Origin of the sequence: Pseudomonas sp. RW3S2 (assembly GCF_014268955.1) — a bacterium.
GTDB classification, from domain to species: Bacteria; Pseudomonadota; Gammaproteobacteria; order Pseudomonadales; family Pseudomonadaceae; genus Aquipseudomonas; species Aquipseudomonas wayambapalatensis.
Map to the genome: position 1 here is coordinate 25,516 of NZ_JABWRM010000008.1, position 20,817 is coordinate 46,332.

Genomic DNA, 20,817 nt, shown 5'->3' on the forward strand with positions numbered 1-20,817 from the left:
GTGCGGGGGGCTGGAACACCATAATAAAAATACCGGAGTGCTTCATGAGAACAACAATAAAGCTCGGCCTCGTCGCGTCCTGTTTCTGTGTTCCCGTTGCCGCCCAGGCCCTGGAGTTTGCCGGCTACCTGCGCAGCGGCGCCGGCACCTCCACCGGCAGTGGTCCGCAGCAGTGCTTCCAGTTGCCGGGTGCACCTTCGAAGTACCGCCTGGGCAACGAGTGCGAGCAGTACGCCGAGCTGGAATTGCGCCAGGACCTGCTGACTTTCGACGACGGTTCGGTGCTGAGCGTCGATGCCATGGCCTCGCTGTACAACAAGTACGACCGCTCGTTGCAGTTCCAGGGCGACGACCACGGCAGCGCGCGCATGCCGCAGATGTATGCGCAGTGGTCGAACCTGCCCAGCCTCAATGGGGGTTCGATCTGGGCCGGGCGGCGCTACTACAAGCGCAACGACATCCACATTTCCGACTTCTACTACTGGAACCAGAGCGCCACGGGCGGCGGGATCGAGGATGTGAAGATCGGCGACCTCAGGTACAGCTACGCGATCTCGCGCAAGGACAACCTGTACCAGAAGGAATACGCCACCCGCCACGACTTCAACGTCGCCGGCTTCAAGACCAACCCTGATGGCGAGCTGGAACTGGGCCTGAGCTACATCGACAAGGCCGGAGGTCGCGACACCCATACTGGCTGGGCGGTGACCGCGCAGCACGTGCAGAAACCCTTCCTCGGTGGCCGCAACAAGTTCGCCCTGCAGTACGGCGAAGGGCCGGGCACCGGCCTTGGCTACACCGGCAATACCGCACTGGACGACAGCAGCAAGAGCTACCGGGTGGTGGAGTTCTTCGACTGGCAGGTGACGCCGCGCTTCGGTGGCCAGGTCGAGGCCGTCTACCAGAAGGATATCCGCCCTGGCAGCCAGGATCAGACCTGGATGTCGCTGGGCGTGCGCCCGGCCTATGCCATCAGCGAACAGTTCAAGCTGGTGGCCGAGCTGGGGCATGATCAGATCGATGCCAGCGGTGGTACCCGCAAGCTCAGCAAGTTCACCTTCGCCCCGACCTGGTCGCCCAAGGGCCCCGAGTTCTGGGCGCGCCCGGAAATCCGCCTGTACTACACCTACGCCACCTGGAACGAGGCGGCCAAGCGTGCAGCCAATGAACTGGCGGCGGGTTCCGCCTTGTCCGATACCGGCTCGTACGGCACCGCGCGCCATGGCGCCAACGTCGGTGTGCAGATCGAGTACTGGTGGAAGTAGACCGCTCCGATGACTTTCAAGAACACGACAGCAGGTGACGTCATGACCTCATCCCAACCGCTGGAACTGCTGGCTCCCCTGTCCGGGGTGCTGCTTGCCCTGGACAAGGTGCCCGATCCTGTCTTCTCCAGCCGCCTGGTCGGCGATGGCCTGTGCCTCGATCCGACTTCCTCGGTGCTCTGTGCGCCGCTCGCAGGCACGGTCAGCAATATCCAGGACAGCGGCCATGCCGTCAGCATCACCGATGACCAGGGCGTGCAGGTGCTGTTGCATGTCGGCCTGGACACCGTGAACCTGGCGGGTAAGGGCTTCACCCGCCTGGTCGTGGAAGGCCAGCGGGTCGAGGCAGGGCAACCACTGATCGAGTTCGATGCCGACTATATCGCCCTGCATGCGCGCAGCTTGCTGACGCTGATGCTGGTGGTCAGTGGCGAGCCGTTCACCGTGCTGGCCGACGACGGCAGCCTGGTGCAACAGGCGCAGCCGGTGTTGCGTGTGGCCCTGCAGGCGGGTGAACAGCAGGCGCAAGAGGAGGAGGGTGAGGCACTGTTCACCCGGCCACTCATGCTGCCCAATGCCAACGGCCTGCATGCGCGTCCGGCGGCGGTGCTGGCCCAGGCGGCCAAGGGTTTCAAGGCGAGCATCTGCCTGCACAAGGGCGCCGAGAGCGCCAATGCCAAGTCGCTGGTGGCGATCATGGCGCTGCAGACCTCGCAGGGGGATGCCGTGCAGGTCAGTGCGGCGGGCGAGGACGCCGAAGCAGCGCTCGCCGCATTGAGCGCACTGTTGCTGGAAGGTTGTGGCGAGGTGGTGAACCTTGTTGGCGAGGATCAGCAGGTGGTGGCGGACCCCGAGCAGGAAACCCTGTTGCGTGGCGTCTGCGCCTCGCCCGGCTCGGCGTTTGGACAGGTGGTCCAGGTTGTCGAGCCTGAGCTGTCGATCAGCGAATCGGGTGTCGGGCAGGCGCTGGAACGCGCCGCGCTCGACCGCGCCCTGCAAGAGGCCGATCTTGCACTGCAGGCGATGCAAGCCAAGGCGGGTAGCGCGGCCCAGGCCGAGATCTTCCGGGCCCACCAGGAGCTGCTGGAAGACCCGACCCTGCTTGAGCAGGCCCATCAGTTACTGGCCGAGGGCAAGAGCGCCGCGTTCGCCTGGAACCGCGCCACGCAGGCAACCGGTGCGCTGTTCCAGGGGCTGGGCAGTGCCTTGCTCGCCGAGCGAGCCGCCGACCTCACGGATGTCGGGCAGCGGGTGCTGAAGTTGATCCTTGGCGTTGCGGACAGCGCCTGGACCCTGCCCGAGCAGGCGATCCTGGTGGCCGAGCAGTTGACCCCGTCGCAGACCGCGAGCCTCGACCCCGACAAGGTGCTGGGCTTCGTCACCGTGGGTGGTGGTGCGACCAGCCATGTGGCGATCCTCGCCCGGGCCCTGGGGCTGCCGGCGATCTGTGGCGTGCCAGCGAGCGTGCTGGCGCTGGCCGATGGTACCCAGGTGCTGCTCGACGCCGACAAGGGCGAGCTGCAATTGAGCCCGGACCCCGCGGCCATCGAGCGTCAGCGTATCGATCGCCAGCAACAGGGCCTGCGGCGCGCCCAGGACCTGCAGCAGGCACAGGCGCCTGCGATCACCCGTGATGGGCATCGGATCGAGGTGACGGCCAACGTCGCCTCGCAGCAGGAGACACAACAATCGGTGGAGCTGGGCGGCGAAGGCGTCGGCCTGCTGCGTTCGGAGTTTCTCTACCTGGACCGCAACCGTGCGCCCAGTCCGCAGGAGCAGGCCGATACCTACAGCGCGATCGCCCAGGCATTGGGCCCGGAGCGCAACCTGGTGGTGCGCACCCTGGATGTCGGCGGCGACAAGCCGCTGGCCTATGTGCCGATGGCGGTCGAGCAGAACCCCTTCCTCGGTCTGCGCGGTATCCGCCTGTGCCTGGAGCGCCCGCAACTGTTGCGCGAGCAGTTTCGCGCCATCCTCGCCAGTGCAGGCCAGGCTCGCCTGCACATCATGCTGCCGATGGTCAGCCTGCTCTCGGAACTGCGCCAGGCCCGCAAGATCCTGCAGGAGGAAGCGCATGCCCTCGGCCTGGCGAACCTGCCCAAGCTGGGAATCATGATCGAGGTGCCGTCAGCGGCGCTGATGGCCGATGTGTTTGCGCCGGAGGTGGATTTCTTCTCCATCGGCACCAATGACCTGACCCAGTACACCCTGGCCATGGACCGCGACCATCCGCGCCTGGCCGGCCAGGCCGACAGTTTCCACCCGGCGGTGCTGCGCCTGATCGGCACCACGGTCAAGGCGGCCCATGCCCATGGCAAGTGGGTCGGGGTGTGCGGCGCGCTGGCGTCGGAGTCGCTGGCGGTGCCGGTGCTGCTGGGGTTGGGGGTGGACGAACTGTCGGTCAGCGTGCCGCTGATTCCGACCATCAAGGCCCGGGTACGCGAGATGGACCTGCAGGATTGCCAGCAACTGGCGCGTCAGGTGCTGGGGCTGGAGGAGGCCGATCAGGTGCGCGAAGCCCTGCTCGGCTATCAGGCACGTGACGTCGAAACCTCATTGGCCGTGGAGGGCTGAGCATGTTCGAGAAATTGCAGCGGGCATTCTGGAAGGCGCTGACGCCGGACCTGATTGCCGAGGAGCCCGCGCCGGCGGCGGTCGGTGAGCTGTTGCCAGACGTGCTGGCGGCATTGGGCGGGGCGGGGAATCTCAAGTCGCAGCAGCGCGTCGCGTTGACCCGCGTGCGCGTGCAGTTGCTGGACCCGGCGAAGCTGGATGAGGGCGCGCTGAAGGCGGCCGGGGTGCCCGGGGTCATGGTGCTGGCGGGTGGGGTTGTGCACCTGCTGGTGGGGGTTGTGTAGCCTGATCCGGCCCTATCGCGGGACCAGCCCGCTCCCACAGGCGCAAGATCATGGTGCCTCTGAACTGCCCCCAAAGGTTGGATTGGTGTCCAACCTTTGGGGCAGTCCATTCTGTGGGAGCGGGCTGGTCCCGCGATGACGCCCGAACAGGCACGCCCAGCTCCGTCATTCTTTTGTAATGACCGGGTCATGCCCCGGTTTCCCCTGGCTTCGTACAGTGAGCTCACTCCCGTACGCACCCAGAGGAACACCCATGAAACTCCGCTCGCTCGTCCTTGCCCCGTCACTCGCCGGCGCTGCTTTCGGCGCCACCTCTACCTGGGCCGCCGATACCGCGCCGCAGGAAGTGAAGAACATCGCGCTGGTTCACGGCCTGTTCGCCGATGCGTCCAGCTGGTCCAAGGTGATTCCGTTGCTGCAAGCCAAAGGCCTGCACGTGACCGCAGTCCAGAACCCGACCACCTCGCTCGACGACGACGTCGCGGCCGTCAATCGGGCGCTCGCCCAGCAGGACGGCCCGGTGATCCTGGTCGGTCACTCCTACGGCGGCATGGTCATCAGCCAGGCCGGTGATGCCGAAAAGGTCAAAGGCCTGGTCTACATCGCCGCCCGTGCCCCGGAAGCGGGCGAAGACTACCCTGCATTGACCAAGCGCTTCCCGGCAGCGCCGGCTGGGGCTGGCCTGCAGTGGTCGGCGGACGGTTACGGCATGCTCAGCGAAAATGCCTTCGTCAACGACTTCGCCGGCGACCTGCGCCTGGATCTCGGCAAGCACCGCTGCGAACGCGCAGGCATTCGCATCGACCTGACCAGCAAGGAGTTCAAAAAGTCGACGAACCCTTTGCGGTGCGCCTGATCCATACCGTGCACGGCGTTGGCTATCGCTGCGAGCTCGAGGCGCCTGTCGCTGACCGTGCGCCTGGCGGTATTGCTGGCAACCTTTTCCGTCGTCGCCCTGGCTCTGCTGGGCGGCGCACTGTATGTCGCACTCGGGCAACAACTGGCGCTGCGTGACGACGGAGCGCTGCTGACCCGCGTCGAGCAGATCCGTACCTTGCTGCGTGACATGGATGCCCGAGAACTGGTGCGTGACAAGCCGCAGCTGTTTGCCAACATGCTGGGCAATACCGAATCCTTGCTGGTTATCCGGCCGGTCGCCGGGGCGCCACTGCTGGAGGTCAACCCAGGGCGCCGCGAAGTGCCGCAGGTCACGCCTCTGCCCGCCGCGGCATGTCGCCACTGCGCCGGTTGGCGCGCCAGACGGCAACCATTGGCGTCGGCACCTTGTCGCAGCGGCTGCAGCGCGACGATGCACCCGCCGAGCTGGATGCCCTGATCGAGCAGTTCAATGCCATGCTGGCGCGGCTCGAACGCGGTTTCGAGCAGCTCAAGCAGGTCAGTGCCGACATGGCCCACGACCTGCGTACACCCATCAACAACCTGCTGGGCCAGACTGAGGTCGGCCTCGGTCAGGTGCGTGAACCGCATTACTACCAGCACCTGCTGGGCTCGCACTTCGAAGAGTTGCAACGGCTGTCGCGGATGATCGACAACATGCTGTTCCTGGCCCGCGCCGAACATGCCGACCACCCCATCGATCGCACCGGGCTTGAATTGGCCCAGGAGTTGGGGCGTCTGTGCGATTACTTCGAAGACCTCGCCTGCGAGCGCGACGTGCGGCTGGTATGGCATGGCGAAGGCACGGTCTGGGCCGACGCCGCGTTGCTGCGCCGGGCACTGGCCAACCTGCTGGCCAATGCGGTGCGCTTTGCCGAGCAGGGCAGTGTCATCGAGGTGACCGCCGGTGAGCAGGGCGATGAGGTGTTGATCCAGGTGCGTAACCGTGGGCAGGCAATTGCGCCTGAGCACCTTGAAAGCGTGTTCGAACGTTTCTACAGGGTCGATGCCTCGCGCCAGCATTCGTCACAGTCCAGTGGGCTGGGCCTGTCGATCGTGCGGTCGATCATGCAATTGCACCAGGGGCACTGCTGGGCCGAAAGCAGCGAGGGTTCGACCTGTTTCACCCTCGCGTTCCCGCGTGTCAGCCACCATAGGCCACCCAGCCCTTGAAGGACAGCGCGCAATAGACCATCTCGATACCGCTGAAGCCGGCCTGGTGCAGCAGCGCGACAACAGTTCACTTAATCTTTCTCAATTGCAGGTGTATCGTATTCGCCCTTCATTGCCAGCGGTGCTGGCAGCTTGATTGCGCAAAACGAGGTGCCTGCACGTATGTCCTTTACCCGTCGACAAATGCTCAAGGGCCTCACCGGCCTCGTCGTGGTTGGCCTGGGCGCCGGAGGCGCGGCTCGCTACTGGCTGGGCAAGGTCGAGGACGACAATGCCGGGCACGACTACGAGCTGATCGCGGCGCCCCTGGATGTCGAGCTGGTCCCCGGATTCAAGACCGAAGCCTGGGCTTTCGGGCCGTCGGCACCGGGCACCGAGTTGCGGGTGCGTCAGGGCACCTGGTTGCGGGTACGCTTCATCAATCACCTGCCGGTGGAAACCACCATCCATTGGCACGGCATCCGCCTGCCGCTGGAAATGGACGGCGTACCTTATGTGTCGCAACTGCCGGTCAAGCCGGGCGAGTTCTTCGACTACAAGTTCCGTGTGCCGGATGCCGGCAGCTACTGGTATCACCCGCATGTCAGCAGCTCCGAAGAGCTGGGGCGCGGCCTGGTCGGGCCGCTGATCGTCGAGGAGCGCGAGCCGACGGGTTTCCGGTATGAACGCACCCTGAGCCTGAAGACCTGGCACGTGGACGAACAGGGCGAATTCATGCCATTCAGTGTGCCTCGCGAAGCGGCGCGCAATGGCACGGCTGGCCGCTTGATCACCATCAACGGCAAGGCCGAGGCAGTCACCGAGTTGCCTGCGGGCCAAGTGGTGCGCGTGCGGCTGCTCAACCTGGACAACACCTGGACCTACCGCATCAACCTCAAGGGCAACTACGAGGCGATGGTCTATGCGCTCGATGGCAACCCAGTGACCCCGAGGCCGCTCGAGGACGATTACTGGCTGGGCCCCGGCATGCGCATCTGCCTGGCCATCCGAATTCCCGAGGCCGGCGAGGAGATTTCCCTGCGCGACGGTTTCGTGCGCCTGGGCACATTGCGTTCGGTCGCCAGCAGCGAGGCGCCGGGCGACTGGCCCAAGGCGTTGCCGCCGAACCCGATCGCCGAGCCGGACCTGGAGAACGCCGAGAAGCTGAACTTCAATTTCGAGTGGGCGGGCAAGGTTTCGGTGAACACCGACAATGGCAAGCCACCGAGTCTGTGGCAGATCAACGGCCAGGCCTGGGACATCACCGACAAGACCTGCGCCGACCGGCCGATCGCCACGTTGAAAAAGGGCAACAGCTATATCTTCGAGCTGAAGAACATGACCCAGTACCAGCACCCTATCCATCTTCACGGTATGAGTTTCAAGGTGATCGCCTCCAATCGCCGCAAGATCACCGAGCCCTGGTTCACCGACACCTACCTGCTGGGCAAGAACGAACGTGCCCAGGTGGCGCTGGTGGCGGATAACCCGGGCACCTGGATGTTCCACTGCCATGTGATCGACCACATGGAAACCGGCCTGATGGCCGCGATCGCGGTGGTCTGATGCGTCCGCGGATCATCGATCGCAGCGGCGATCAGGCATTCATGCAGTTGGCCCTGGAACTGGCGGCTGAAGGCGCCTTGCTGGGCGAGGTGCCGGTAGGTGCGGTGCTGGTGCAGCAGGGGCAGGTGATTGGCCGAGGTTTCAACCGGCCCATCACCGACAGTGACCCCAGCGCCCACGCCGAAATGGTCGCCATCCGCGATGCGGCCAAGGCTGTCAGCAACTACCGGCTGCCGGGCAGCACCCTGTATGTGACCCTTGAACCCTGCAGCATGTGTGCGGGGCTGATCGTCCATTCACGAATCGAGCGGGTGGTGTATGGGGCGCTGGAACCCAAGGCCGGGGTGGTGCAGAGCCAGGGGCAGTTCTTCGGGCAGGGCTTTCTCAACCACCGGGTGATGGTTGAAGGCGGGGTACTGGCTGAGGAGTGCGGGGCAATACTGACCGAGTTCTTCAAGGCCCGACGGGCCAAGGTTAAACCTTGACCGGCCTTTTCGCGGGCTTACATCGGCGGTGATTGTTCCGCCGGCTTGTCCTTGTTGACCCCCGGCACATGCAGGTTGCCCTCGGCCACCTGGCCTTCGAGCTGCGGCTGGGTCACCCAGGTGAGGATGTCGTAGTAGCGACGGATGTTGGCCACGAAGTGCACCGGCTCGCCGCCGCGGGCGTAGCCATACTTGGTCTTGCTGTACCACTGCTTTTGCGACAGGCGCGGCAGCATCTTCTTCACGTCCAGCCACTTGTTCGGGTTCAGGCCTTCACGCTTGGCGAGTGTGCGGGCGTCCTCGAGGTGGCCGCTGCCGACGTTGTAGGCGGCCAGGGCGAACCAGGTGCGGTCCGGCTCCTGAATGCTGTCGTCCAGTTGCTCCTTGATGAGCATGAAGTATTTCGCCCCACCCATGATGCTCTGCTTCGGGTCCAGCCGGTTGGACACGCCCATGGCCTGGGCGGTGCGCTGGGTCAGCATCATCAGGCCGCGTACGCCGGTCTTGGAGGTCACCTCGGGCTGCCACATCGATTCCTGGTAACCGATCGCCGCCAGCAGCCGCCAGTCGACCTGCTCGACCTTGGCGTAGCTCTTGAAGTGCTTTTCATACTTGGGCAGGCGCTGCTGCAGGTGCTGGGCGAAGGTGTAGGCACCGACGTAGCCAAGCACGTCCACATGGCCGTAATAACGGTCTTTCAGACGCTGAAGCGTGCCGTTCTTCTGCGCCTTGTCGAGAAACTCGTTGATCTCGTTGAGCAGGCTGTTGTCTTCGCCGGCCGCCACGGCCCAGCGCTGGTCGCGGGCATCACCCAGGTCGAAGGCCACGCGCACGTTGGAGAAGTACACCTGGTTCATCGCCAGCTCGTTGGAGTCGACCAGTGTCAGGTCGATCTGGCCTTCGTCGACCATGCGCAGCAGGTCGACCACCTCCACGGCGTCGGACTCTTCGTATTCAAGCGTCGGATACTGTTTCTTCAGTTCGGCCAGCTGTTCGGCGTGGCTGCTGCCCTTGAGCACCATGATCTTCTTGCCGATCAAGTCCTTGGGTTCGGTGGGGCGGGAGCGGCCGTTGCGGTAGATGACCTGGGGGGTGACTTCGAGATACGGGTGGGAAAATTTCGCCTGGGTGGTGCGTTGCTCACTGCTGACCAGGCCGGCGGCGGCCAGCACCGGGCCGGAAGGCTTGCCCAACTGGTCGAAGAGATCGTCGAGGTTGTCGGCGGTCTCGATCTCCAGCTTGACGCCGAGATCGTCGGCGAAACGCTTGACCAGCTCGTATTCGAAACCGGTTTCGCCGTTGCGGTCCTGGAAGTAGGTGGCCGGGCTGTTGCGGGTTATGACGCGCAGCACGCCGTCCTCCTTCACGCGCTCGAGGGTGCTGGGTTTTTCAACACAGGCACCGAGCATCAGGAAGAGTCCGGTTGCGAAGAGCCATCTGGCGCAGCGCTGGCGCAAAGCAGTGTGGGCGAACATAGGTTGCAGTATACGCAAAGGACCGCCCGCGCCATATCTCGACAACCGTTAGCTTGTCTGGTAGCGGGTCATGTGTTTGCGGGTGCTTGCCTTCAGGGGATCGCTCAGGCGAAAACCCCTCCGGCCAGGCCGTAGAATTCTGACCCCCAGGTCCGGTTCCGCCGCCCGGCAGCATTGCCCTCTGGCGGGTGCCGAAAGCCGTCGAATTAGGCTAGAATGCACGGCCTCTAAGCACACCCCTTCCTGAGGCTGTCCCGACGATGTTGATCCTGCGCGGCGCTCCTGCCCTTTCTGCCTTTCGCCACGGTAAATTACTCGAGCAACTGAGCCAGAAAGTCCCCGCTGTTACTGGTTTGTATGCCGAATTTGCCCACTTCGCCGACGTCGACGGCGAGCTGACCGCCGACCAGCAGCAGGTGCTGGGGCGTCTGCTCAAGTACGGCCCGAGCGTGCCGGTACAGGAGCCGAGCGGCCGCCTGTTCCTGGTCGTGCCGCGTCTGGGCACCATTTCGCCCTGGGCTTCCAAGGCCAGCGACATCGCCCACAACTGCGGCCTGCAGTCGATCCAGCGCCTGGAGCGCGGCATCGCCTACTACGTTGCCGGCTCGCTCAGCGACGCCGACGCCGCGCAGGTCGCGGCCGAACTGCACGATCGCATGACCCAGCGCGTGCTGACGCAACTGGAACAGGCCGCTGACCTGTTCAGCCACGCCCAGCCCAAGCCGATGACCTCGGTCGACATTCTCGCAGGTGGCCGCGCCGCCCTGGCCCAGGCCAACGTCGACCTGGGCCTGGCCCTGGCCGAAGACGAGATCGACTACCTGGTCAACGCTTTCCAGGGGCTCAAGCGCAACCCGAACGACATCGAGCTGATGATGTTCGCCCAGGCCAACTCCGAGCACTGCCGCCACAAGATCTTCAACGCCAGTTGGGACATCGACGGCCAGGCTCAGGAAAAGAGCCTGTTCGGCATGATCAAGAACACCTACCAGATGCACAACGAAGGTGTGCTGTCTGCGTACAAGGACAATGCCTCGGTGATCGTCGGCAACGTCGCCGGCCGCTTCTTCCCGAACCCTGAAACCCGCCAGTACGGTGCGGTGCAGGAGCCGGTGCACATCCTGATGAAGGTCGAGACGCACAACCACCCGACCGCCATCGCCCCGTTCTCCGGCGCCTCCACCGGCTCCGGCGGCGAGATTCGCGACGAAGGCGCCACCGGCCGGGGCGCCAAGCCCAAGGCCGGCCTCACCGGCTTTACCGTCTCCAACCTGCGCATCCCGGGCTTCGAGCAGCCATGGGAGCAGGCCTACGGCAAGCCGGAGCGTATCGTCGACGCCCTCGACATCATGATCGAAGGCCCGCTGGGCGGCGCTGCGTTCAACAACGAATTCGGTCGTCCGGCCCTGACCGGTTACTTCCGCACCTTCGAGCAGTCCATCAACACCCCGCACGGTGAAGAAGTACGCGGCTACCACAAGCCGATCATGCTCGCTGGCGGCATGGGCAACATCCGCGAAGACCACGTGCAGAAGGGCGAGATCACCGTTGGCGCCAAGCTGATCGTGCTCGGTGGCCCGGCCATGCTGATCGGCCTGGGCGGCGGCGCTGCCTCGTCGGTGGCCACCGGTGCCAGCTCGGCTGACCTGGACTTCGCCTCGGTACAGCGCGAAAACCCGGAAATGGAGCGCCGCTGCCAGGAGGTCATCGACCGCTGCTGGCAGTTGGGCGACGCCAACCCGATCGCCTTTATCCACGACGTCGGTGCCGGCGGCATCTCCAACGCCTTCCCGGAGCTGGTCAACGACGGTGGCCGCGGTGGCCGCTTCGAGCTGCGCAACGTGCCCAACGACGAGCCGGGCATGGCCCCGCACGAAATCTGGAGCAACGAATCGCAGGAGCGTTACGTGCTGGCCGTCAGCGCCGTCGATTTCGAGCGCTTCAAGGCCATCTGCGAGCGTGAGCGCTGCCCGTTCGCGGTGGTCGGCGAGGCCACCGAAGAACAGCACTTGACTGTCACCGACAGCCACTTCGACAACACGCCGGTCGACATGCCGCTCGACGTGCTGCTGGGCAAGCCGCCACGCATGCACCGTTCGGTCACTCGCGAAGCCGAGCTGGGCGATGATTTCGACCCGAGCGAGCTGGACCTCGACCAGGCTGTGCAGCGCGTGCTGAGCCACCCGGCCGTGGCCAGCAAGAGCTTCCTGATCACCATCGGCGACCGCACCATCACCGGCCTGGTCGCCCGCGACCAGATGGTCGGCCCGTGGCAGGTGCCGGTGGCCGACTGCGCCGTCACCGCCACCAGCTTCGACGTCTACACCGGCGAAGCCATGGCCATGGGCGAGCGTACACCGCTGGCACTGCTGGATGCCCCGGCGTCCGGGCGCATGGCCATCGGCGAAACCATCACCAACCTGGCCGCCTCGCGCATCGACAAGCTGTCCGACATCAAGCTGTCGGCCAACTGGATGTCCGCTGCCGGCCACCCGGGTGAAGACGCGCGCCTGTACGACACCGTCAAGGCTGTCGGCATGGAGCTGTGCCCCGAGCTGGGCATTACCATTCCGGTCGGCAAAGACTCGATGTCGATGAAGACCAAGTGGAGCGACGAGGGCGTCGAGAAGAGCGTCACCTCGCCGATGTCGCTGATCATCACAGGCTTCGCCCCGGTCACCGACATCCGCAAGACTCTCACCCCGCAACTGCGCATGGACAAGGGTGAAACCGACCTGATCCTGATCGACCTGGGCCGCGGCAAGAACCGCATGGGCGCCTCGATCCTGGCCCAGACCTACGGCAAGATCGCCGCCCAGGCACCGGACGTCGACGACGCCGAAGACCTCAAGGCGTTCTTCGCCGTGATCCAGGGCCTGAACGCCGACGGTCACCTGCTGGCCTACCACGACCGTTCCGACGGCGGCCTGGTCACCACCGTGCTGGAAATGGCCTTCGCCGGTCATTGCGGCCTCGACCTGCAACTCGATCCGCTGACCGACAGCAAGGGCGACGTGCCGGCCATCCTCTTCAACGAAGAGCTGGGCGCGGTCATCCAGGTTCGCCAGGACGCCACTCCGGACGTATTGGCCCAGTTCAGCGCCGCCGGCCTGGGCGAGGAGTGCGTCGCGGTGATCGGCAAGCCGGTCAACAACGGTGAGGTGTCCATCAGCCTGAACGGCGAAGTGCTGTTCGACGATGACCGCCGCATGCTGCAGCGCCAGTGGGCCGAGACCAGCTACCAGATCCAGCGCCTGCGCGACAACGCCGACTGCGCCGACCAGGAGTTCGATGTCCTGCTCGAAGAGGACAATCCAGGCCTGTCGGTCAAGCTCGGCTACGACGTCAACGACGACGTTGCCGCGCCTTACATCAAGAAGGGTGTGCGGCCGCAAGTGGCGATCCTGCGTGAGCAGGGCGTCAACGGCCAGGTCGAGATGGCTGCGGCCTTCGACCGTGCAGGCTTTGCCGCCATCGACGTGCACATGAGCGACATCCTCGCCGGTCGTGTCGACTTCGAAGCCTTCAAGGGCCTGGTCGCCTGCGGTGGCTTCTCCTACGGCGACGTACTGGGTGCCGGTGAAGGCTGGGCCAAGTCGGCGCTGTTCAACAGCCGTGCCCGCGATGCCTTCCAGGCCTTCTTCGAGCGTACCGACAGCTTCGCCCTGGGCGTGTGCAACGGTTGCCAGATGATGTCCAACCTGCACGAACTGATCCCGGGCACCGAGTACTGGCCGCACTTCGTGCGCAACCGCTCGGAGCAGTTCGAAGCGCGTGTAGCCATGGTCGAGGTGCAGAAGTCCAACTCGATCTTCCTGCAGGGCATGGCCGGTTCGCGCATGCCGATCGCCATCGCCCACGGTGAAGGCCATGCCGAGTTCGCCAGCGAAGAGGCGCTGCTGGAAGCCGACCTGTCCGGTTGCGTGGCCCTGCGTTTCGTCGACAACCACGGCAAGGTCACCGAGCAGTACCCGGCCAACCCGAACGGTTCGCCACGGGGCATCACCGGCCTCACCAGCCGCGACGGTCGCGTCACCATCATGATGCCGCACCCTGAGCGTGTGTTCCGCGCCGTGCAGAACTCCTGGCGTCCGGATGACTGGCAGGAAGACGCCGCGCTGATGCGCATGTTCCGCAACGCGCGGGTGTGGGTGAACTAAGCGGTGCACAAGCTCGCCTTCTTCGTCCCCGCCAGCCATGTCGAAGTGGTCAAGGCCGCCGTGTTCGCTGCTGGAGGCGGACGTATCGGTGACTACGATCACTGTGCCTGGCAGACACTTGGCCAGGGTCAGTTCCGCCCGTTGGATGGCAGCCAGCCATTCCTCGGGGAGGTGGGCCAGGTCGAGGTGGTGGAGGAGTGGAAGGTGGAGCTGGTGGTGGCCGATGAGCGGGTTCGTCAGGTGGTTGCTGCATTGAAGCAGAGCCATCCTTATGAAACGCCGGCGTATGAGGTCTGGCCTTTGCTCGACGTCTGAATGCGCTGAAGTTTCGCTGCTGCAAACCGACAAGCCCCGGCAGTCTCCTGCCGGGGCTTGTCGTTTCTACAGGTTTTAACTGAACAGCCCTTTCAGACGTTCCCAGGCGCTTTCATCCACCGCTGGCGCCTCATGATGGTGATGGAGCTCTTCGAAGACGGCTGGGTTGCTGGATTTCTGGATTTCCTTGGGATGCTCGCTAGCCCATTTGCTGACCAGTTCGTCCTGCCATTCGCTGTCATTGGGGTGGGTAAAGTAGCTGCGCGCTACCTTGACCGGATCGCGCAACCGGCCGCCCTGCCAGTATTTGTACATGGCGAAGCCGACATCGCGCACCGCAACCCGAGCCATCAGAGTGGCCAAGGTATGCAGCGGATGCACGTCATGGTCCTTGGCAAGCTGGGAGTGGGTCGGATTGGTCGAACCGGTGAGCATGGGATTGCCCATCCTGTACGTCTGGATATCGTCGACCGAGTTGCCGATCAGGTTGAGGATGGCGCGATAGCCGATCTTGGGCAGGTCGGTTGCAAGGCGCAGCGGTGAGCCCGTGATCCAGGAAACGCGCCTCGCCACATTGAACCCGGGAAGGTCCGCCAATGTATCGCGAATTTCCAGTGCACTGTTCAGGTGTTCCTGCCACTGCGGATCGGGGTGATCCTGAAGCAGGATCAGCAGCGCCAGTTCAGTGTCCGAGCGTTGCCCTGGCGTGATGTTCTCGAAGTCGCCGGAGGGCGCGAAGAGTACTTTGGCCATCGGCTCGGCCAGGCTGGCTATCACATCGCTACCGGCGAACATGCCAGTGACAATGGGCCAGCCGTGCTTGCAGTCGGCTTGTGCGGTCCAGGTCAGTACAGTGTCGTGACCCTGCTTGTGCAGGCTCAATTCGGCGTAGTTGGAGTGGGCGAAGTAATCTTCCAGCACGTGCAGTGCTGCACCGAATTTGCGCATGCCCTCAGGGGTCGGGCCGGCCGCCATTGCCTCGCGTAGTCGTTGGCACATGTAATCGACCGAACTGAAGATGTGGCGCTTCATGGACGTATCCGGATCGACCTGCAACCGCGGATCGTCCTGTGCCACAGGCGGCTCGAAGTCTGCATCGATGGTGCGCGGATCAGTCACTGACGGGCTGGGGTTGTAGGGATTGTCGATGTGCTCGGTAGGACGATACACCCCGAGCATCTGCGGTGTGATCACGTAGTGCGCGCGCTCTTGCGGCGTGGATTGCAGGCTGGGGAATGCCTTGAGCGCCAGCAGGTCTACGAGTTGGGTCAGGACTTTCCGGGAAAGCTTGCGCGGGAACTCTTTGGGCGCGTCCTCGGCGCGGACCAGCTTGGGATCGAGCAACTGCGAGTAGTCGCGCAACCAGTTGCCGAAATAGATCGCCTTGCGTTGTTGCTCATTGAACCCGGCGTACTTGAGGTCTTCCTCGATCGACTCATGCCCCCAGGACATTTCAGGGTTTTTCTTGTCGCCCTTGCCCGCAGAAAAGCCCTCGGTGCTGCCTTCATTGGTGTTGGCGCGTTGCGCATGTTCATCCTGGCTCTGGCGGATGAACATGCGCATGGCCTGGTCATCGGCTCGCAGGGTGATGGTTCGGCCTGCTTCAGTCAGCTGGGCGATCGGCAGATCACCGCTTGGGCCGGACTCCATGCAGCCGATCAGGTAGGCGAAGCGCGCACCTTCCTCGAGTTCTGCATCCTCGGCCACCGAGGCTAAGCCATCGTCCAGGCCTTTCGCGAAGTCTTGGCGCAGAAGGTTGTCCAGGTGATGACCGAACTCGTGCAGCAGGATGGTCGCCAGTTCACAGGCTGCCTGTGGCTGCAGCAGCGCGCCAGCGATCACCTCGGGGTGCAGGTGGATGATACGCGTGGCATTGTCGTAGCAGGCTTTGCCCGCCACCTGTGGGTTCACCTGGTGTACAGGGTTGCTCAACGTGCCGTCGCGCAGTGCGTCCTGCAGCTGCTGGTAGCAACTGTCTGGCAGGTCGTCACCGAACACAGGGATGAGCATTTCGCGAAAGGCCTGTGCTGAGAGCGGCCGGCTGATTTCGGTGAGTCGATCAAGAGCGAAGCGGGTTTGCAGGCATAGTGGGATCATGCTGGGGACTCATCAACTGACGGAGCCCCAGCATGTGAGCCGCATGGTGCAAGAGGGAGCAGGCAACGCCTCCCGCTGTAGGCGCTACGAAAGGCGGGTGCGGTTTTGAAGGGCCCCGCAGGCCAGCAGGCCGATCTCGAACAGCAACCACATCGGGATGGCGAGCATGGTCTGGGAGAACACGTCAGGAGGCGTGAGGATCATACCGGCCACGAAACAGCCGACGATCACGTAGGGCCGGCTACGGCGCAAGCTGGCAACATCGGTCATGCCTGCCCAGACCACGATGAAGGTCGCCACCGGTATCTCGAATGCCAGGCCGAACGCCAGGAAAAGCGCGAGGATGAAGTCCAGATACTGGCTGATGTCGGTCATCATTGCCACGCCTTCGGGCGTCACGCTGGCGAAGAAACCGAACATCATCGGAAACACCAGGAAGAACGCGAATGCCATGCCGCCGTAGAACAGCAGGATGCTCGACACCAGCAGCGGCAGGGCGATGCGTTTCTCCCGCCGATACAGCCCCGGCGCGATGAAGCCCCAAGCCTGATGCAGCAGCACTGGCATGCTGATAAACAGCGCGCACATGGCCGTCAGCTTGAAGGGCGTGAGAAACGGCGAGGTGACGCTGGTCGCGATCATGCTCGCGCCTTCGGGCAGGAAGCGGCGCAGCGGTTCGGAGACCAGGGTGTAGAGGGTCTGGGCGAAGGGGAACAACCCGGCGAACGCCAGGGCGATGGCCAGCAGGCAACGCACCAGGCGCTTGCGTACGTCACGCAGGTGTTCGGTCAGCGGCATTGCCGACCTTCCGTGGATAGCGAAGCTCATGATCTACCTTCCCTGGCGGGGGCTTCATCGAGGCTGACACCCTGGCGGATATCCTGCTCCAGTTTGCGCAGCGCCGCATCGTCCAGGGCTGGCATGTCGATTTCCCGCTCGACCTGGGCGCGCAGCATGTTCATGGCCTGCCGCGCCCGCCCAAGGCCGCGCCCGACGGTGCGCATCGCCACCGGCAGGCGTTCGGGCCCCAGGACCAGCAGAGCGACGACGCCAACCAGCAGCAGTTCGCTGAAACCGATCTCGAACATCAGCCTTGGCGATCCGTTGGCTGCTGTTGAACCTGTGCGTTGGGTGATGCGCTGCTGTTGTCGTCACCGCCCATCGACTTGCGAAAACCCTGGATCGCTTCGCCGACATCGCTGCCCAGGCCTTTGAGGCGCTTGGTGCCGAACAGCAGGAAAACGATCAGCAGCACGATCACCAGTTGCCAGATGCCTATACCGCCCATTTGTGAGAACCCCTGTAAGGTCATGAAAAGGAAGGCCAATCCTGCCTGCTTCAGATGACGCCAACGTGACTGTCGGGAAACGTTGCCATGTGCTTGCAACACGCACCGTGTTGACTGGCGCCTCCACGGATGAAGAGGCGCGGTGCAATGGGTGGCGGGCGACAACAGGGTGCAGCGTTGCTGATGGTGATGGTGGCGCTGGCGATGCTTGCGGCGGGCCTGGCCTGGCTGGTGGAGGAGGGGCGTCGCCAGGTCGATGAAACGCGCTTGCTGCGTCAGCGCGTGCAGGTGCGGGCGATGGAGCAGGCTGGCCTTGCCTATGCCAGCCAGGCCCTGCGCGATCCGGCCTGGCGCGTCAGCCCCCTGTTCTGGCAGGCCCTGCGCGGCCAGGCGCTGGAGTATGACTTTGGGGCAGGCAAGGCACGCCTGCGGGTGCGCGACCAGCACACCTGCTTCAACGTCAATGCCTTGCTGGGCGAAGACGCCGAGCGTGCCGAGCGTCAGCTGCGCCGGTTGCTCGGCGACGACATGGCGGCCGAGCGATTGGTCGACGCCCTGGCCGATTGGCTGGACGCTGACAGCGACACGCGCCTGCAAGGTGCCGAGAGCGGCCAGTACCTGCGTCAGCAGCCACCGCGTCTGGCGGCCAACCAGGCGATGCTCGACCCGAGCGAACTGAACCTGCTGCTCGAGCCCGATGCCGGGCGCCAGGGGCGTTATCCGATGCTGTGCGCATTGCCGCAGACCAGCGGCTGGCGGCTCAATGCCAATGCCTTGAACCTGGAGCACCTGCCGTTGCTGGAGGCGCTCTACGAGGGGCACTTTTCCCGATCGCTGCTCAGCCGGATCATCAGTAATCGGCCGGCTTCGGGTTATGTCGATGCAGGAGCGTTACGCCAGGCGCTGGGCGCTTTGGATGACGAGAGCTTTGCCCGGTTGAGCGAGGGGTTGTTGCTCAACAGCGGGCTCTTCCTGTTGCAGCTTTCGTTCGAGGAAGAGGGGCGGTCGGTGCGCAGTCAGTTTCAGATCGAGGCGCTGGGGGTGGTGCAGTGGCATGCGCGGGTGCCGGCGCAGCAGGTGCGGGTGCTGGGGCGGGAACCGATGGCCTGGTAAGCCTGACCTGCCCGCGAAGAGGCCGGTGCAGCCAGCACAAGGCTGACTGCCCGGCCCAGGCTCAGGCGGTCCCGATTTCCCCGCCATCATTCCGTTGAATCACCACGGTAGATGCCCGTGGTCGCACCCGGCTCCCTGCCGGGGTCACATCTGTCGCCTTGTCGGTATACGGCCAGTTCCCCGGGTGCTGGATGTTGATGAACAGCGTCTTGTTGTCCGGCGTGAAGCTGATCCCCGTCACCTCGCAGCCGTTAGGGCCGACGAAGAAGCGCCGCAGGTCCACCTGGTTCTGGGCGTTGACCGGGATCTGCTTGCCGGTGGCATCGACCAGGTCGGTGGGGATCACCGCCAGCAACTGGTCATTGGTGTAGCTGGTCAAGGTGGTCTCGCCGTTGTCGGTCTCGATCCACAGCACCCCACGGCTATCGAAGCTCATCCCGTCTGGGCTGGCGAACTGGTTCAGTTCGGTCAGGCCCGAGCGGTTGATGTCCGGTGTACCGGCAGCGTTGGCGCCGAACACGAAGATGTCCCAGGTGAAGCTCTTGTGATCGTCGCTGTCGTGCCAGCGGATGATGTGGCCATGGCGGTTCGGGCCGCGCGGGTTGGCCGCATCCACCTTGGCGGCAGTACGCGCGCTGTTGTTGGTCAGGGTTAGGTAGACGTTGCCATTGAGCGGGTTGACGGCGGTCCACTCAGGGCGGTCCATCGGCGTCGCGCCGACTGCGTCAGCCGCGCCGCGGGTGTTGAGGATGATGCCCGGCAGATCACCGTACAGCGCCCCCAGCGTGCTCCCGGCGGTGGTGGGGGTGGCCACGTCCAGCAGCAGCCATACGCCCTTGCCGTCGGCATTGAAGCGGGCGACGTAGAGCTTGCCCTTGTCCATGTACTTGGCACCGGTGGCCAGGCGGTCGGCCGGGGTGGCGTCGGCTGGATCCCATACGGCGTCGGAGACGAACTTGTACAGGTACTCGTTGTTCGAGTCGTCGCCGGTGTACCACACCAGCGGCTTGCCCGCGACTGGCAGGCCCGGGCAGCAGCCCTCGTGGCGGAAGCGGCCAAGGGCGGTGCGCTTCACTGCCAGGGTGGCACTGTTGTACGGGTCGATCTCGACGATGTAGCCATAGGTGCTGGCTTCGTTGCGGTAGTCGTCGGTGGCGCTGGCGCCGGTCGGGGTCACGTTGAAGCGGGCGAACTCGCCGTTGACCTCGCTGGCGTCGCCAGCAACGGTTTCCCACTTGTACTGGCCGCTGCTGGCACTGACGCCGATGCGCACCTGATCAGCCGGGCGCACACCCTTGTTGACGAAGATGCCAGGCCAGTTCTCCTCGCAGGTCAGGTAGGTGCCCCACGGCGTGTAGCCGTTGCCGCAGTTGTTGTTGGTGCCGCGCGCCTGGGTGCCGGTCGGCGAGAACTTGGTCTTGACGTGATCGGTGCCGCGCATAGGGCCGGCGATGTCCATCAACGAGGCAGTGGTGAAGCGGCGGTTGAGCGGGTCGTTCTGCATTACATGCCAGCGGCCGTTGACCTTGCTCAGGCGCACCACGCCAGCGCCGTGGGCGTTGATCTCCTTGCGCACTTCTTCGACCGGGCGCTTGCCGGTGCCATCGGTGGTCGGGCCGTTCGGGTGCAGCGCGTCGGCTTCGATGTATTCGAAGTTGATCGCCAGCAACCCATCGTCGGAGCTGCCGTTGATGGGGAAGAAGTGCATGCCGTCATGGTTCATGCCCATCGCGTTGGCCTGGTCGGTCGAGGTGTTGCTGCCGTCGGACTTCCACGGATTGCCGTTGCTGTTCAGCGGCGTGCCCCACGGCGCGATCACATAGGCGCTGTAACCGGGGGCAATGACGCAGGCGTCGGTGCGCGAGCCGGCGATGGACTGGAAGCCCAGCTTGAGCTTGGCTGGTGGTTCGGTCACAGGCGGCTCGGTGGCCGGATCATCGTGATGTGAGCTGCCGCCACCCCCGTCGAAACAGGCGGTCAGGCCGGTGCCTGCGATCATCGCGATGGCCGCGCCGAGGCTGCCGCGCATCACGGTACGACGGCTCAGGTAGGTATCCATCACGCTGGCCATCGGCAGGTTGCCGCTCTGGTTCCGGTCCAGGTTATCGCCGGTTTCTCGACTCATCAGGGTGTCCTTGTAATGGCT

15 protein-coding genes and 1 pseudogene are annotated in these 20,817 nt (G+C 64.4%); 10 read left to right on the forward strand and 6 right to left on the reverse strand.

Translation table 11 applies throughout. The features are described 5' to 3' along the window. Positions 1-44 precede the first annotated feature (44 nt). The 7 genes and pseudogenes from HU748_RS12980 to tadA all read left to right on the forward strand — a co-directional run bounded on the left by HU748_RS12980 (position 45) and on the right by tadA (position 8,223). Entirely contained in the window at positions 45-1,265 is a 1,221-nt protein-coding gene (locus HU748_RS12980; RefSeq protein WP_186668781.1) for a carbohydrate porin, read from the forward strand. 42 nt (positions 1,266-1,307) lie between these two features. Then, positions 1,308-3,839 carry a phosphoenolpyruvate--protein phosphotransferase gene (ptsP, locus tag HU748_RS12985; RefSeq protein ID WP_186720648.1) on the forward strand — a complete coding sequence of 844 codons (2,532 nt, stop codon included), beginning with the start codon at positions 1,308-1,310 and terminating at the stop codon, positions 3,837-3,839. A gap of 2 nt (positions 3,840-3,841) precedes the next feature. Next, positions 3,842-4,123 carry a PTS transporter subunit EIIB gene (locus tag HU748_RS12990; protein WP_186720650.1) on the forward strand — a complete coding sequence of 94 codons (282 nt, stop codon included), beginning with the start codon at positions 3,842-3,844 and terminating at the stop codon, positions 4,121-4,123. Positions 4,124-4,376: 253 nt separating this feature from the next. Further along, positions 4,377-4,979, forward strand: coding sequence for an alpha/beta fold hydrolase (locus tag HU748_RS26610; RefSeq protein WP_186720651.1), 603 nt, complete (start codon positions 4,377-4,379; stop codon positions 4,977-4,979). Positions 4,980-5,003: 24 nt separating this feature from the next. Further along, positions 5,004-6,193, forward strand: a pseudogene (locus HU748_RS13000) (heavy metal sensor histidine kinase). A 162-nt stretch (positions 6,194-6,355) separates the two neighbouring features. Next, on the forward strand, positions 6,356-7,738 hold the full coding sequence (locus HU748_RS13005; RefSeq protein WP_186720652.1) for a multicopper oxidase family protein: 1,383 nt from the start codon (positions 6,356-6,358) through the stop codon (positions 7,736-7,738). Continuing rightward, a complete protein-coding gene (gene tadA / locus HU748_RS13010; protein WP_186668771.1) occupies positions 7,738-8,223 on the forward strand; it encodes a tRNA adenosine(34) deaminase TadA in 486 nt (161 codons plus the stop codon). The genes HU748_RS13005 and tadA overlap by 1 nt, the downstream gene beginning before the upstream one ends. 17 nt (positions 8,224-8,240) lie before the next feature. Here tadA and mltF read toward each other — a convergent pair whose 3' ends face one another. Beyond that, positions 8,241-9,698, reverse strand: a complete 1,458-nt coding sequence (gene mltF / locus HU748_RS13015) for a membrane-bound lytic murein transglycosylase MltF (protein ID WP_186668769.1) — start codon at positions 9,696-9,698, stop codon at positions 8,241-8,243. A gap of 260 nt (positions 9,699-9,958) precedes the next feature. On the opposite strand from mltF, the gene purL reads away from it, so the two are divergent. Both purL and HU748_RS13025 read left to right on the forward strand, forming a co-directional pair. Next, positions 9,959-13,858 carry a phosphoribosylformylglycinamidine synthase gene (gene purL, locus HU748_RS13020; RefSeq protein ID WP_186720653.1) on the forward strand — a complete coding sequence of 1,300 codons (3,900 nt, stop codon included), beginning with the start codon at positions 9,959-9,961 and terminating at the stop codon, positions 13,856-13,858. 3 nt (positions 13,859-13,861) lie between these two features. Beyond that, positions 13,862-14,173 (forward strand): NGG1p interacting factor NIF3, encoded by a 312-nt coding sequence (locus HU748_RS13025; RefSeq protein ID WP_186720654.1) that lies wholly within the window; start codon positions 13,862-13,864, stop codon positions 14,171-14,173. A 75-nt stretch (positions 14,174-14,248) separates the two neighbouring features. Here the strand turns inward: HU748_RS13025 and HU748_RS13030 are convergent, their stop codons facing one another. The 4 genes from HU748_RS13030 to tatA all read right to left on the reverse strand — a co-directional run bounded on the left by HU748_RS13030 (position 14,249) and on the right by tatA (position 17,558). After that, a complete protein-coding gene (locus HU748_RS13030; RefSeq protein ID WP_238343351.1) occupies positions 14,249-16,183 on the reverse strand; it encodes a Het-C domain-containing protein in 1,935 nt (644 codons plus the stop codon). 171 nt (positions 16,184-16,354) lie between these two features. Next, positions 16,355-17,098, reverse strand: a complete 744-nt coding sequence (gene tatC, locus HU748_RS13035; RefSeq protein ID WP_186668762.1) for a twin-arginine translocase subunit TatC — start codon at positions 17,096-17,098, stop codon at positions 16,355-16,357. Next, positions 17,095-17,358, reverse strand: coding sequence for a Sec-independent protein translocase protein TatB (gene tatB / locus HU748_RS13040; RefSeq protein ID WP_186668760.1), 264 nt, complete (start codon positions 17,356-17,358; stop codon positions 17,095-17,097). The genes tatC and tatB overlap by 4 nt, the downstream gene beginning before the upstream one ends. Beyond that, complete coding sequence (gene tatA, locus HU748_RS13045; protein ID WP_186668758.1) at positions 17,358-17,558, reverse strand: twin-arginine translocase TatA/TatE family subunit; 201 nt, start codon at positions 17,556-17,558, stop codon at positions 17,358-17,360. The genes tatB and tatA overlap by 1 nt, the downstream gene beginning before the upstream one ends. 147 nt (positions 17,559-17,705) lie before the next feature. On the opposite strand from tatA, the gene gspK reads away from it, so the two are divergent. After that, on the forward strand, positions 17,706-18,671 hold the full coding sequence (gene gspK, locus HU748_RS13050; protein WP_186711439.1) for a type II secretion system minor pseudopilin GspK: 966 nt from the start codon (positions 17,706-17,708) through the stop codon (positions 18,669-18,671). Between the two features lie 61 nt (positions 18,672-18,732). Here gspK and HU748_RS13055 read toward each other — a convergent pair whose 3' ends face one another. Beyond that, the gene (locus HU748_RS13055) at positions 18,733-20,796 is read right to left on the reverse strand and encodes a PhoX family phosphatase (protein WP_186720656.1); all 2,064 of its coding nucleotides are present in this window, start codon (positions 20,794-20,796) and stop codon (positions 18,733-18,735) included. Between the last annotated feature and the right edge of the window lie 21 nt (positions 20,797-20,817).

What these genes read in the sequence shown, in the direction of transcription:
- HU748_RS12980 (WP_186668781.1), top strand. Translation starts at nt 45, where the DNA reads ATGAGAACAACAATAAAGCTCGGCCTCGTCGCGTCCTGTTTCTGTGTT.
- ptsP (WP_186720648.1), top strand. Translation starts at nt 1,308, where the DNA reads ATGACCTCATCCCAACCGCTGGAACTGCTGGCTCCCCTGTCCGGGGTG.
- HU748_RS12990 (WP_186720650.1), top strand. Translation starts at nt 3,842, where the DNA reads ATGTTCGAGAAATTGCAGCGGGCATTCTGGAAGGCGCTGACGCCGGAC.
- HU748_RS26610 (WP_186720651.1), top strand. Translation starts at nt 4,377, where the DNA reads ATGAAACTCCGCTCGCTCGTCCTTGCCCCGTCACTCGCCGGCGCTGCT.
- HU748_RS13005 (WP_186720652.1), top strand. Translation starts at nt 6,356, where the DNA reads ATGTCCTTTACCCGTCGACAAATGCTCAAGGGCCTCACCGGCCTCGTC.
- tadA (WP_186668771.1), top strand. Translation starts at nt 7,738, where the DNA reads ATGCGTCCGCGGATCATCGATCGCAGCGGCGATCAGGCATTCATGCAG.
- mltF (WP_186668769.1), bottom strand. Translation starts at nt 9,698, where the DNA reads ATGTTCGCCCACACTGCTTTGCGCCAGCGCTGCGCCAGATGGCTCTTC.
- purL (WP_186720653.1), top strand. Translation starts at nt 9,959, where the DNA reads ATGTTGATCCTGCGCGGCGCTCCTGCCCTTTCTGCCTTTCGCCACGGT.
- HU748_RS13030 (WP_238343351.1), bottom strand. Translation starts at nt 16,183, where the DNA reads ATGCTCATCCCTGTGTTCGGTGACGACCTGCCAGACAGTTGCTACCAG.
- tatC (WP_186668762.1), bottom strand. Translation starts at nt 17,098, where the DNA reads ATGAGCTTCGCTATCCACGGAAGGTCGGCAATGCCGCTGACCGAACAC.
- tatB (WP_186668760.1), bottom strand. Translation starts at nt 17,358, where the DNA reads ATGTTCGAGATCGGTTTCAGCGAACTGCTGCTGGTTGGCGTCGTCGCT.
- tatA (WP_186668758.1), bottom strand. Translation starts at nt 17,558, where the DNA reads ATGGGCGGTATAGGCATCTGGCAACTGGTGATCGTGCTGCTGATCGTT.
- gspK (WP_186711439.1), top strand. Translation starts at nt 17,706, where the DNA reads ATGGGTGGCGGGCGACAACAGGGTGCAGCGTTGCTGATGGTGATGGTG.
- HU748_RS13055 (WP_186720656.1), bottom strand. Translation starts at nt 20,796, where the DNA reads ATGAGTCGAGAAACCGGCGATAACCTGGACCGGAACCAGAGCGGCAAC.